The following is a 13,418-nucleotide window of genomic DNA, read 5'->3' as shown; positions in this document are numbered from 1 at the left end:
CGGCTATTCCTGTTCGGGCTTCTCGCGTGGTTTGTGTTTCCGGTTCAGCGCAACGAGCTGTTCACTCATACTGGCAAGGACACTCCGGGCGGCGGGATCCATCTGCCCCATCCGGAAGAGGACCTCCTTGACACCGGCGTCCTCGCGAAGCAGTTTCAGCGCAGCCCGCGTCTCGGCATCCTCGACCGCGGCGGCAGCCTCGGACCTGCCCCCGAAGTCGGTGAGGAAGGCGACAGCGACGTTGAGGACCTTGGCCAGGGAGCCGATCGTCTCCAGCGTGGGGTTGTGACTCTTCCCGGTCTTGAGCTGGTACAGCGCATTGCGGCTCAGATGACCGCCCTCAGCCTCGATACGGTCGAGAATCTGCTGGTCAGTGAGGCCACTGGCGCGAATCGCGTAGTTCAGGCGGTCAGCAAGAGTGGACCCCGGGTCGTGGCCCTGTGGTGTGGTCATCGCGCTGCCCTTCCTGAAGCTCCGGCGAGACCACGCGTCATCCGAAGTGCATACAGTCTTGCCGGTGTCACATTTAGTTCACAGTCTAACGCTGTGGCTGACGCTCGCCCAGCGGCATCGCGGCTGTCAGGCGCAAGCGATCTGGCTCGAGATCCTCCCGTGCCGCTCCGGGTCGTCAGGGCGGCGTCGGCCAGGGTGCTCCGCCTGCACGGAGTTGCCCGAGACACCGCCCTCGAGTTTGTTTCCGACCCGGCTCTCGCTCACGCCACTCCCTGTCGCCAGTCTGCGAGCACGCTAGCACCGGGCGAGTTTCGGCCCGGCGCTTTCCGCGCCGAAGGCGAAGGGGGTAGCGAACCGTAAACGATTTCTGGCCAAGTAGAGGCCACGAATTCGACGTCTGCCCGACGAGAGCCGCCGCCGGGCTACGGCCGCAGAGCAACCAAGAAGTCGCGCCAAACGGCAGTGTCACGCGTCCAGTCCTGGACGAAACCGGCCAAGAGCTGCGGCCAGCCGGCTTGGTGGGTCGCCAGGACCGCTCGCATCGCGCGTACGCCGTCGCTCACGCCGCGGCGTTCCAAGTCGCTCGTCGCCGAACTCACCAACGCGCGCCGATCGCGCAGCACCGACGCCCAGAACTCCGCCCGGCGGAGTTCTTCCGGAGCCGGCCGCCGGCTCCATCCTTCCGCCAGCACTTCACCGAACTCCTGCGACACCGCACGCGCTGGGTCGTCGAACGGACGGTACTCGTCCTGCGTGAGGGTGCCCGTGACACACACTGACGCCGGATCGTCCAGCAGCAGCGCCAAACCCACGAGCAGATCTTCGTTGTAGACGGGAGGGAACGGCGGCGGTGGGTCGTCGCAGTTCACGGCCATCGCGCCGCCGCCGACGAAGGAAACGGGTTCGCCGGGATCGCGCCAACAGGCGTGTCCCACGGTGGAAAGGTCACGGAAATCCCGGAATGCCCAGCCGACCAGACGTCGCGGTGCACCACCCCGATCCGTTCCGGCCAGAAGCCCGGCTGCGCGCTGCAGGTCCGGTGAGGCGATCGCCTGGACGTCGTCGTCGAGGAAGAGAACCGTTCGCCAGCCCCGCAGACGAGCCAGGACCAGACCGGCGTTCCGCTTCCGGCTCACGTCGCTGACCGTGCTGGCGCAAGGGTGGCGGAAGGTCAGGAAATCCGGCTCGGGGAGCTCGGCAGGCGTGCTCAGCACCAGGCGCACCTCGTTCCTCAGCAGCCGCGCGGCTGCTGAGGCATCCGTCCTGCCGCTGGCAAGCACCACCAAGGGGGCATCGGCGTTCCGTGCCGTGAGCGCAGCGCGCAGGAGCGCGTCGGCACCGCGCGCGGACGAGACGATCACCGCGTCGAACGACGGCACGTCTTCGCGGGGTTCGGTCCGGCAGCGGCCCGGCGCCGGCATCGCGATCACCCCGCCACGGCGGTACACGGTGAGGACGCCGAACTCCGGGACCTGCCGCGGCCAACGCACAACGGCGATGCACCCGACGGCGGTCAGCCCGAACCACATTGCTGTCTCGAGAGCCGTCACAAGTGCTCCTTTTCCGCGGTCAATCCGGGGTTTCGTTCAAGAGCCGGTCCACCTGTTCGACCTCCGGCGACCCGAGTTCCGCGTAGATCTCTCGCGCGCGACGCCAGTGGTCGCGGGCGTCGCGGATGTTCCCCAGGTCCCGGTGCATGGCCGCAAGTCCTTCCAATGCCTGCGCCTCTTCGTAGCGGTCACCGATCTGCTGGGCGATGGTCAATGCTTGTTCGTGCAGGTCCAGAACTGTTTCCTGCTGGTGGAGCAGGCGATTGGTGTTTCCGATCCCGTTGAGCGCGGCCGCCGCCAACGCCCGATCCGTCGTCTTGTGCGCGAAACCCAGTGCCTCGTCGTGATGGGCCAACGCTTCGCTGTAGCGTCCCAGGCGCTGGAGCACCACGCCGATGTCGTTCAGCGCATACCCCGTACGTGGACCGTCGTTCGTCGCGCGGAAGACCGACAGGGCTTGCTCGATGTGGTCTGCTGCCTCGTCGTGGCGGTCCAGCCGGCCGAGAACCAGGCCCATGTTGTTGAGAACCTGGCCCTGACCGGTCAAGTCCCCCTCCTGCTGGAAGAGACGCAATGCCGCCGACAGGTTCAGCAAGGCTTCGTCGTTTCGGCCGAGCAGCATCAGGACCAGACCGAGATCGCTGAGTGCGAAGGCCTCGACCATCGGTTGGCCGACCTCCCTCGTCGCCGCCAGGGACTGCTCCAGGTAGGCGACGGCGTCCTGGTAGCGACCGAGCCGCTGGTACACGCTGCCGAGGTTGTGCAGTGCCCGGCCTACGGCGACCGGTTCGTTGCGCTGCTGGCCCGCGGCCACTGCCGCGGTGTGCAGGATGACTGCGTCGTCGAAGTAGCCGTGGCTGTCCAGGAAACGGTAGACGACGGTGGAAAGCGCGATCGTGAAGATCGCCCAGCTGCTGTGGGATGTGTGCGCCGCCATCGCCAGGAGCGCGGCGCGTTCCGCGTCCAGCCAGCGCGCCGCCTCGATGTCGTCGACGAGCGGTGCGCTGCCTTCGGTCGGTACTCGTGGGCGGCGATCACGCTCCTGCGGGTAAAGGATGTCCATGGCGACGGACGCGGTGGCGAGGAAGAAATCGAACAACCGCCGGCGAGCGGCTTCCTGCTCTGTTGCCGGCTCCTCGTTCTTCGCGAGGTCGGCTGCGTAAACCCGGATCAAGTCGTGCATCTGGTACCGCCCGGTCCGGGTGCGTTCCACCAGGTGGGCGCGGACCAGGGCGTCGAGCAGCCGCCGTGCGCGCAGCACCGTGGTGTCCAGGAGGGCGGCGGCGCTGGCCGGTTCGAAGTCGCGGCCGGGGTGCAGACCGAGCAGGCGGAACGCTCGCGCCTGCGCGTCCGGGAGATTGCGGTAGGACCAAGAGAAGACCGCACGCACGGCGGTGATGGGGTCGTCTCCCGCATCCAGGGCCGCCAGCCTCTCCTGCTCGTCCTCGAGATCGCCGGCCAGTTCGGCCAGTGTGACATCCGGGTTCATCGCAGCCAGGTCGGCCGCGATCCGCAGGGCCAGCGGAAGGCGGCCGCACTCTTGAACGAGCATGGCCACGGCGTCCGGCTCGGCGTCGACCCGCGGGCCGATCAGCATCCGCAGCAGGGCGGTCGCCTGAACGTCCGGCAACAGGTCGAGATTCACCCGCCGGGCGCCGTCACGGGAGACGAGCCCTTGCAGCGCACTGCGGCTCGTCACGAGGACGACGCAGGAGGAGGTACCGGGCAACAACGGCCTGACCTGCTCGGGGCCGGCCGCGTTGTCCAGCACGATCAGCATGCGTCGCCCCGCGACCAGGCTGCGGAACCTCGCCGCACGCTCGTCGATGTCGGAGGGTATCTCTTCGTTGGATAGCCCCAGCGATCGCAGGAAACCGCCCAGCGCCTCGGTGACCGGCACCGGCGTATGCGGTCCGAAACCGCGAAGGTTGACATAGAGCTGCCCGTCCGGAAATCGGCCGCTCACCCGATGTGCCCAGTGGATCGCAAACGCGGTCTTGCCCACGCCCGGAGTGCCGGAAACCGCGGAAATCACCACGGCAGCGGTCGAGGCGACCGGGTCCGAGCCGGCGAGCAGCAGGTCCAGCTGCTCGAGCTGCTCGACGCGATCGGTGAACGCGTGCACATCCGGCGGAAGCTCGTGCGGCGGGGAAAACGGCATCGGCGGCGCCGGGTGCAGGTGGATGCCGCCGGCGATGGAACCCGCTTGAACCACCGTGCCGGCCATCCCCGACATCTCGTTGGCCCGGTCGGCGTCTTTCTCCGACACGTCATCCTTCCCGCAGGTCCGGTGCGCACCGGAATGGTCGCACGCCACCGGCTCTTCGGCGTATCCGCGAAGCGAATAGTTCGGCTTCTTCTCCGCGCGGGTTCACGCAGTCACGTACCTTGCGCAGTCGGTCAGCCCGAGGGCGCCGGGCACGCTCGCCACTCCGGAAACCAGCCGCCCGTACCGGCCTCGGATCCGCTCGTTGTGGTCGTGCCACGCCGAGCGGTCGTCCCGTAGTGCGATCAAGTACTCCACGCAGGTTCGAGGTTCGATCACGCCGGATTGTTCGTGCGCCCCGAGGAGCGCCGCCAGCATGCGCTTCCGCTGGTCCGCGCGGTCGCGGCGCTCGGCCTTGGCCAGGGTGTCGGCTATCATCCGCTGTCGGTCGGCCAGGAACCCGCGCCAGAAGTCGACACCGGCGTCGCCCGCTTGACGACCATCCCGGTGCAGCAGAAGCACGCCCTCGGCGACGCAGTCGCCGAACTCCTCGAACCGCGCCCGGCTGCCGACTTGGAAGGGGTCGTACCGCGCCTGGAGCGCGGTACCCGAGACCACTGCGGGGCGCAAGCCCTGGTGGTCGAGCAGGAAGAGCAGATCTTCGTTGTACACGTTGGGAAAGAAAGTATTGATCTTGGCGGGATTCACCGCCAGTGCGCCCCCGCCGCCGATGAACGCGGGCCACTCCCCGCCCACCGCCCGGTAGGCGTGCCGGACGACGGAGTTGTCCGGGAATCCGTCGACGAGCAGGCCGACGATCGAGTGTTCCGCCACGAGCGTCGCGGCCGTGGCGAGATCGCCGGGAGCCGGTATGTCGATGTCGTCGTCGAGGAAGACCGCGCACTCCCACCCGAGGAGCCGGGCGAGGAGCAGGCCGAAATTGCGTTTCATGCCGGTATCGGTCCGCAAGTCGAAGACGGACTCCGCCAGCATGCGCCTCGTCGAGAGGCTCGGCATGAGGTGATCGGGCAGCCGGGTCGTGTCGATGGCGAGCAACTCGACGCCTGCGCTCCCGGCCAGCCGCGCGGTGACGTCCGTCGAGGCCAGTCCGCTGCACAGGGCCACGACAACGCAGCGGAGTTCGTGAGCTATTCCGATGATCGTGCGAAGCCGTTCCGACGGTCGATTCGTCGGAACGATGATCGCTTCCACTCTGTTAGAGTTGCCTGCCGGACCCGGCTGTTCGCTTCGAGGAGCCAAGGTTCCGACCTTCCGGTGTGAAGATCAATCTTGTACGTCCGCACGACAGATCTTCGGAACTGTATCGGCAAATTCTCGTGAAGACAAGGCTCCGAAGGGGTGACTCGACAGTCCGGGAACGAGAGAGAGGGCGATGGAGCAATGAAAGTTCTGGTGGTCGCTCCGCCCAATTCGAACACGGCCATCGAAGGCGCAGCGTGCACGGTGACGAATCCCCAGGAGCACAGCGATTGGGCCAACTATCCCCACCTCGGCGTCTTGGCTCTGGTGTCGGCTCTGCGGCCCGTTCCCGGAATCGAACCGGAGTACCTGGACGGAACGATCCTGCCGTGGCAGGAACTTCTGAAGTACGTCGAAGACCACGCCGGTGAGATCCTGGCGCTGTGCATCACGGCGCTGACGGCCACTTACGAGGCCGGACTGCAACTCTGTGCAGCGGCGAAGAACGCCAACGAGAACATCGTCACGATAATGGGGAACGACCACGTCACCGCCTTGACCGCCGAGGTGTCTTCCCTGCGCGCCGGCCAGGTCGACTACATCTTCACCGGCAACGAGGTGGTCGGCCGGTTCGTCGGACTGATCGCCGCACTGCGTGCCGGCGCCGTGGCGAAAACCCCGGGAGTCGTGCAGGTGATCGGGTCGTCGCCCGGCGAGCCGGTGTACACCTCGATCGACCACTCGGCGATCGACCGCACTTTTCGGCATTCGGCAGCGTATCGAAAAAACTTTGCTGGACGCATAGCGCCCGCGCTGCTCCGGCTGACCGGACGGACCTTTGCCGCGGGAGTCCCAGTCGAGATCGGCCGCGGTTGTGTCAAATTCGCGCAGGACGACGCCTGTTCTTTCTGTTCCATCCAGCACGCGGGTGTTTGGCGCAACTCGATACGGGATGCGGCCACGGCGTGGAACGTCATATCGGATGCACATCGGGCTGGTTACGATTACCTCTACTTGACTGCCGACGAGTTGCCGCTGACGTTCGGCAAGCTACTGCGTGAGATGCAGGCCGAAACTCCCGGGTGGTGGCGGGAAATGGCCGAAGACGAGCGACCGGCGATGGTGGGATACGCGCGCGCGGACGGCCTCGAAAACGAACGGAACGCGGCGCTTCTGCGCGGCCTGGGCATCCGCCAGGTGATGGTCGGCCTCGACGCAGGCAGTCCGATATCGCTGCGGGCGTTGCGCAAGCCGCTGAGCCCGAGACGTGACCCGGCCCCGGCGGCTCGCGCCGAGAAGCTGTTCGAAAGCAACGTACGCGCCCTCAGTTCCGCGAAGAACACCGGATTGGTGTTGAAGGTCGGGTTCGTGCTGGGTCACCTCGGGATGAGCCACGGGCTACTCCGCGAAAACGTCGACATGATGAACGAGTTGCTCACCCTCGGCGCCGGCAGCATCACCTCGGTCGACGTGGAAGTCCTGTCACCCGAGCCGGGCTCGCTCGACTTCCGGACACTGCTGAGCCCGGACCTCGCGAGTGCCCGAGCGTCCCGGCTCGGGTTGCCGTTACCGACGTCGGCGCCGCGCGAGCAGCTGGCCGGCAAATGGCGGGGCAAGGACGTGATCGACCGGGAGTCGGCCATGGCCGACTACGTGACGGCAGTGATGCCAGGGCTGACGATGGCGGACCTCGCCGAGGCGAGGTCCGCGGTTCGCACGCACGCGGCAGACCTCGGTCTGACCATCGGATCCTGACGCACACCCGGACGTCGATCGAAGCACGGGGAGAGATCCTTGGTTGTGGGGATCCCGGCCCCGATGTGCCGCCTCGATCAGCTTAGTTGCTTGCCCAGGCACTGATGGCGCATCCGACCACCCAGCCGAACGGTCCTGCCGCCTTGACGAGGGAGGAAGCAACCTTTCCGGCGATCCAGCGCGCGCCGGCGAAGCCGAACCAGCCGCCGCCGGCAAGGCAGTTCGACCACAACCACTTGGCCACTGCCCGACCTTCTCCTTCGTGGCCAGGGCAGTCGTTGGCGTCCTCGTGGCTCATCTCGCACTGGATCAGGTCGTCCTCGGGGTCCTGCTTCTTCCAGCCGGCGAACCGCGCCGTGCGGCCCCGGGTGAGGGAGACGTCGCCCCGCGACGTGTTCGCATGGCGGGTCACCCTCCGGACGATGCGTCGCATGAGGTGACCGCGGATCCTCGTGACGTGCTTGCGCACGGTCGGATGCCGCCGGGCGCGTACCCGCTGGCCGTCGAGGTCGGTCGCGTTGATCGGATCGCCGGCGGTGTAGTCGTAGTCGTTGGCCGAACCGCCATCGACCGGGTCGACCGACAGGAACCGGCCCAGCATCGGGTTGTACGGCCGGGCGCCCATCTGGACCAGCGACAGTGATCCGGCGTGCTCGTACGGCCGTTGGTGCTGGCCGAGCCAGGCGTTGTCCATCTGGCCGGGCTGGTTGTCCGGCACGTTGTCCGGATCCGGTGTGCCGTCGCTCTTCAGCGGTTCGCCGAACGGGCTGTAGGTGCGCAGCTCGCCGATCTGCTTGCCGGCGTTGTCGGTGGTGAGGCTGAGGTCGCCGCGGACGGTGGGGTGGTCCCACGTCACCGTGGACCCGTTGATCGTGTAGAGCACGCCTCCGGGCAGTGAGATGCTGCGGGACAGCAGGTGCTTGTCCGGTGCATACGCCAGATCGGCGGAGTCGCCGCTGCCGGTGTAGCCGTACAGCACATCGGTGATCTGGTCGCCTTGAGTGGCGTTGCGCCACACGAGCCGGTCGGTCGCGTCGCGGGTGTAGGAGACGACTGCGGGGTCGGGGCCGGTGGTGCTGGCGTAGGTGTTGCGGTCCGCGCCGTCCCAGGCGAGCTTGGTGACGGCTCCCCCTGCGGTGTACTCGGTGGTGTCGCCGTGGGAGTTGTACTGCACACCCGTGACCGCAGCCGCGCCGGTGGTGGCGAGGAGGCGATCGGCGGAGTCGTAGCAGTAGCCGGTTTCGGTGGTGCCCGCGCCGGTTTGGTCGAGCAGGCGGACGCGGTTGGTGTTGGTGCCCGCGTTGGACCGGGTGCCGCCGGGGCAGGCCGACGAGGCGAGCGAGGTGAAGTCGTAGGTGTAGTGGTGGCCGGTGACCCAGGCTTCGGTCAGCCGCCCGGCAGTGTCGTAGACGTAGTTGGGAGCGTTCGGCCGGGCGTCGGCGCCGCCGAGGGTTTCGTCGGTGATGGTGCCGGCCCGTGTGCGGTCGACCGTGGCGGCGATCTGGTGGCCGTCGCTGGTCTTCCAGGTCAGCGACGTGGTGCGGCCCGCGGTGTCCTTGCCGATCGCCGCGAGCGACGATCCGTTGGCATACGTCACGGTGGCGAGTTCGCCTGCGGTGTCGTAGGTGGAGGTCGCCAGGACGGTGCCGCCGAGTTTCGTGGTGAGGACGCGGCCGGCGTCGTCGTAGCCGGGTGTGGTGGTTTGCGGTGCGTCGGCGGCGTTGGGTGGGGTGACCTTTTCCGTGCTTGCGCGGCCGGCTTGGTCGTAGCCGGTTTCGGTCTTCGTGCCGTGGACGTCGGTGTAAGTGACGGTGCGGCCGAGGAGGTCCACGGTCGTGGTCACCGTGCCGTGGTTGTCCCAGACCGAGGTGGTGAGCGGGTCGCCACCGACCTGGTAGTCGTAGTGGACGGTGCGGGGCGAGGAGGTCACGCTCGCGGGGACGGCCACCTGGCTGACGCGCCCTCGTCCGTCGTAGCTGGTGCAGGTCCAGTCACCGGTCGTGGCTTTGGCCACGATGCGGCCGGAGGCATCGTAGACCTGTTCGTCGACCCGAGCCGTCCCGGATGTGGGCGTGGCCGCGGTCGAGAGCTTCGCCATGCCGCCCTGGTTGACCGCCGGGCTGCCTGGCACGCAGGGGTTGGCGCGAGTCTCGGTGTCGCCGTAGAAGGCATAGGTGTTCGGCACACCGTTGGGCATGGTCTTGCCGGTCTTGCGCAAGTAGCCCGTACCCGGCGGTTCATAGCCGGACCAGGTGGTGAGCTGGTGCCCGGTGGGGTCGGTGACGGTGGCGGTCGGCAAACCGAAGACGGGATCCAGGCCACCGTCGTTGTATCGGGTGGCGGTGATCTGGTCGGCCACGCCGTCCGATTCGGACGTCACTGACGAGGTGGTCAGGCCGTAGCGGGGCCGCAGCGTCGGAACCGGCTCCAGCACGCCACTCGGCGTCTTCCAGTGCAGTTCCAGCTGAGCGATTCCGCCGACGTCGTAGTAGTCGACCCGGATGCGCTTGACGGTGCCCGGAGTGTCGATGTGCACGGTGCCTTCCCGCCAGATCGCGCCGGTGTCCTTCCAGTCGTCGATCACGCTGGTGTCGTCCACCCACACCCGGACGCCGTCGTCGGCCAGCGCTCGCAGGACGTAGTCACCGGCCTGCGGGAAGGTGATCTCACCGGTGGCCCGCAGCGAGAAGCTGTCCGTCGTGATGCCGGTGACGGGGCCATCGGTGCCCCAGTTGCGGACCAGCGTGCCGTCGCTGGTGCCGATTCCGGTGGCGTAGACGTTCGGGCTGCCACTCAGGGTCGGGTTGGCGTAGTAGGCCACCGACAGGCCTTTGACGTTCTCGTCGTAGTTCGTGCGGGTGTGCGGCACTGTCGCCGCGCAGGCCGCGGTGGGCTGCTGCCCGGAGAAGCAGGACGCGGGGGCTGGACCGTACTGGTCGGTGACGCGGTCGGCGTAGTCGTACACGGTGGTCGACACGCGGCCGGCGGCGTCGGTCGAGGCCAGGAGCTGGTCCTTGACGTTCCAGGTCTGCCCGGTCGTGCGGCCGGTCGCGTCGGTGGTGCTCAGCAGCCGGTCGGCGTCGTCGTAGGTGATCTTCGAGAAGTACCCGGGTGCCGGGGTGAGGCCGGCGACGTCGACGAAGGTCTGCCGGTTGGCCGGGTCGTAGCGGTAGGCGTGACGCGGTCGTGGCTGGCCGGGCGCGGGTGCCGGTGACGTCACCGACGTCGCCGTGGGCTTGGCGGCCGTGGGGTCGTAGCCGATCTCGGACTGGATGTCCGCGAGGTTCGTGCGATGGGCCGGGTCGGCGGCGATCCAGTCGTTGATCAGCGGCGATCGCGACCGGTTCAGCAGGCCGTCGGCGGTGTAGCCGAAGTCGGTGATCTCCGAGCCCGGGTCCTCGATCCGGCTCAGCCGGCCCTGGGTGTACCACAGACGGGTCTCGGTTCCGTCCCAGTAGGACACCCGGCAGAGCATCTGGGCCGGCGGCAGGGCGTCGGCCCCGGCGGGCGGGGCTACGCCGCCGTAGCAGTCGTCGCCGGGCCGGTTGTAGTGCAGCACGTGCAGGCGTCCGCTGACCGGGTCCTTGATACCCGACAGTCTCAAGGGCGCACCGTCGTAGAGGTTCTGCAACGCTGCCGGCTTGCGCGAGTCCGCGGTGGTGGATTGGGTGTCGAGGGCGCCGTCCGGGCGGAAGGTGAAGACCTCGTTGCCGTCCTGCAGGGTCACCCGCCCGGCGCTGTCGATGGCGAGCACGCCGTCCTCGCCTGCGGGCGGGTCGTAGCCGCCGGCGCTCTTCTTGGTCCAGGTGTGCTTGGCGCCGGAGGTGTCGGTGAGGACGATGTTCTGGTCGGTCACCTGCGCCTTCGTGTAGCTGCCGCCGTCGCCGTCGAGATCGGCCGACAGCGTCCAGCCCTGCGGCAGCGCGGGCAGGTCACTGCTGTACAGCCAGTCGGCCGGCACGATCTGCGCGCCGACGTTGCCCTCGGTCGTGCGCGTGAACAGCCGCATGGTGGCGGCGCCGGTGGCTTCCTGCAGCTCCACCTTGATCGGCACCCGCTGTCCCTGGGTGAGGCTGACGTTGGTGGCCTGGGTCCAGTTCAGGTCGCTGGCGGTGTCGCCGTCGTAGACCTTGTTGCCGTTGACGTACACCTCGGCGCCGTCGTCGTGGACGCCGGCGAACTGGTAGGTCCCGGTGGCCGGGGCTTGGAAGTAGCCCTCCCAGCGGGCCACGAACCAGTCGCCCGGCAGCGCCGGCGCGAACGGCGAATCCGTGCCCCAGGTGACGTTTACCTGCGGTTCGGTGCGCACCAGGACGGGCTGCTGCGCCGGGTTGATGATCCCGTTGTGGCTCAGGTCGACGAAGTAGGACGCCCGGAGCCCCTTGCTCTCCCGTTGTTGCGAGTTGTAGCCGAAGGTCAGCCCGGCGTTGCCACCGACGGTGGTGAAGGCCGGTGATCCCGCGCTCGTGTTCACGTTGCCGTTGGCGAGGTTCACCGTGACCGGCCCGGCGCTGTCCACAGGGGACGGTCCGTGCTCGCCGATGCGCTGGTCCACCTTGAAGTGCCCCACCCATGACGGGGTTGTCGTCGTCGACCCGCTGTAGGCCATTGCCTGCCACGTGTAGGCGACGCCGTCCTGAAGCACGTCGGGCGGGACCGTCCACTGCGGGGTGTTGAGGCAGCCCGAGTCGACCACGACGCCGGATCGGGCGTCGGCGCCGGTGGCCACCCGGAAGCAGTAGGTGACCGGATCGCCGTCCGGGTCCGACACCGGGCTCACCGACAGGGCCGGGGTCATGGTCGTCAGGACGCTGCGGTCGGCCGGGGACTGCAGGGCGGGCGCGGGTGCGGGCGTGCCGGTGTCGACGGTCAGCGTCGCGTTCAGGTTCTTGTACGTCCACGTGCCCGGCTGCTCGGTGCCGGCCATCATGAACGCCACGTTGAGGTTGCGGGCGTTGACCTGGTCGCGCATGAAGTTGGTGAACGTCGTGCTGCTGAAGCTGCCGACGTCGCCGACCAGCGCGCTGCCCAGGTAGGGCCCGAGGGCGTCGAAGTTCTTACCGCTCGCGTGGTAGAGATCGGCGTTCCAGGTCTTCAGCGAGCCGGTGACGTCGGTGTTGCGTGTCACGTCCAGCCGTGCGCCGACGACGTTCTTGCCCCACAGGGAGGAGTAGTCGATGAAGAACCACGCCCGGTTGTAGCTGTCGCCGTTGCTGAGGCTGTTTCCGATCCGCAGGCCGCAGTAGTCACACGTGTAGCCGTCCGACCGGTAGTCGTGGGTCTCCCCGGTCACCAAGGTGACGGTCGGATCGACACTCACCGGGTACACCCGCTTCGGGTCGCGCAGCCAGCCGTTGTCCACGGAGACCGTGAGCAGCCAGGAGTCGCCGCTGCGTTCAACGGCGTAACGGCCACCGGTCATGGCCGGCGCATCGCCCGCGGAATCCCAGGTCTGTACCGGGGGAATGCTCGCCGGCACCTTCCCGGCGGCGTCCTCCAGCAGGACCGAGCCCGTGCCGTCCGGCCGGTCCAGCACCGGGGTCAGGCCAGGGGCGGAGAGCCGGAACCGCCATTGCGGCTGGGCGGGTGGCCGCTTGAGCACCACGGTTTCCTTGACTCCACCGGCGGTGACCTCGTAGCCGAGATCGGTGTCCGGTGCGATGCCCGGGTAGGAGGCGCGGTTCCGGTCGACCTTCGCCGGGACCGGCCGGGCGCCGTCGAAGCCGAGCGAGACCTTGCCGGTGGGGAGGTTCACGGCCAGCACCGCCGGATCGTCACCCTTCCCGGCCAGCGACGGCTTCAGCGGGTGGACGCCCGGCTGCACCCGCCCGGACGCGCCGTCCTTGCGCAGGGTGGTGTCCACCGGCTGCCAGGTGCCGTTGGCATCCTTGGCGTTCAGCGGCTCGACCGACTGCCGCACGGTGTGCGTGCCGTCGGGGTTGCGGAACTCGTCGGTGAACATCGACCGGGACACCACGGTCGACCGGGCTTGGTCGAAGTGAGTGGCCCCGGCGTTCTTCTCCAGCGGAGTGAAATCCGCTTTGCCCACGTTCGCGGCCCGGTCCGGCGCCCGCTTGCCCGCCATCACCGGTACGTCACGTGGATCGATCCGCCGGGTCGCCGCCGGCTTGGTGTCCGCCGCGGCCAACGCCGGCACGTCGGCGCCGGTCAGCCCCACCGCGGCTACGGTGACGAACGTGAGTAACCGCCTTGCACGCACGCTGAATCCCTGAGCCCGCGCCATCGTATTCATC

At 68.1% G+C, this 13,418-nt stretch carries 6 protein-coding genes; 1 reads left to right on the top strand and 5 read right to left on the bottom strand.

Annotated features, from left to right (window positions below; genetic code table 11):
* Window positions 1-3 precede the first annotated feature (3 nt).
* The 4 genes from AB0M93_RS31255 to AB0M93_RS31240 form a co-directional block, all read right to left on the bottom strand.
* Window positions 4-453: a helix-turn-helix transcriptional regulator gene (locus AB0M93_RS31255; RefSeq protein WP_364279799.1), complete on the bottom strand. Its 450-nt coding sequence runs from the start codon at window positions 451-453 to the stop codon at window positions 4-6.
* A gap of 422 nt (window positions 454-875) precedes the next feature.
* Entirely contained in the window at window positions 876-2,003 is a 1,128-nt protein-coding gene (locus AB0M93_RS31250; protein WP_364279796.1) for a hypothetical protein, read from the bottom strand.
* 19 nt (window positions 2,004-2,022) lie between these two features.
* Complete coding sequence (locus AB0M93_RS31245) at window positions 2,023-4,272, bottom strand: tetratricopeptide repeat protein (RefSeq protein WP_364279794.1); 2,250 nt, start codon at window positions 4,270-4,272, stop codon at window positions 2,023-2,025.
* A 102-nt stretch (window positions 4,273-4,374) separates the two neighbouring features.
* A complete protein-coding gene (locus tag AB0M93_RS31240; RefSeq protein ID WP_364279791.1) occupies window positions 4,375-5,334 on the bottom strand; it encodes a hypothetical protein in 960 nt (319 codons plus the stop codon).
* Window positions 5,335-5,610: 276 nt separating this feature from the next.
* Here AB0M93_RS31240 and AB0M93_RS31235 point away from each other — a divergent pair, with 276 nt between their 5' ends.
* Window positions 5,611-7,164 (top strand): hypothetical protein, encoded by a 1,554-nt coding sequence (locus tag AB0M93_RS31235; RefSeq protein WP_364279789.1) that lies wholly within the window; start codon window positions 5,611-5,613, stop codon window positions 7,162-7,164.
* A gap of 82 nt (window positions 7,165-7,246) precedes the next feature.
* On the opposite strand, the gene AB0M93_RS31230 is transcribed toward AB0M93_RS31235, so the two are convergent.
* Window positions 7,247-13,342 carry a PA14 domain-containing protein gene (locus AB0M93_RS31230; protein WP_364279786.1) on the bottom strand — a complete coding sequence of 2,032 codons (6,096 nt, stop codon included), beginning with the start codon at window positions 13,340-13,342 and terminating at the stop codon, window positions 7,247-7,249.
* Between the last annotated feature and the right edge of the window lie 76 nt (window positions 13,343-13,418).

Source organism: Amycolatopsis sp. NPDC051102 (assembly GCF_040682815.1).
Taxonomy (GTDB): Bacteria; Actinomycetota; Actinomycetes; order Mycobacteriales; family Pseudonocardiaceae; genus Amycolatopsis.
The sequence above is the reverse complement of the archived record's forward strand: the minus strand, read 5'-3'. Positions and strand labels throughout refer to the sequence as shown.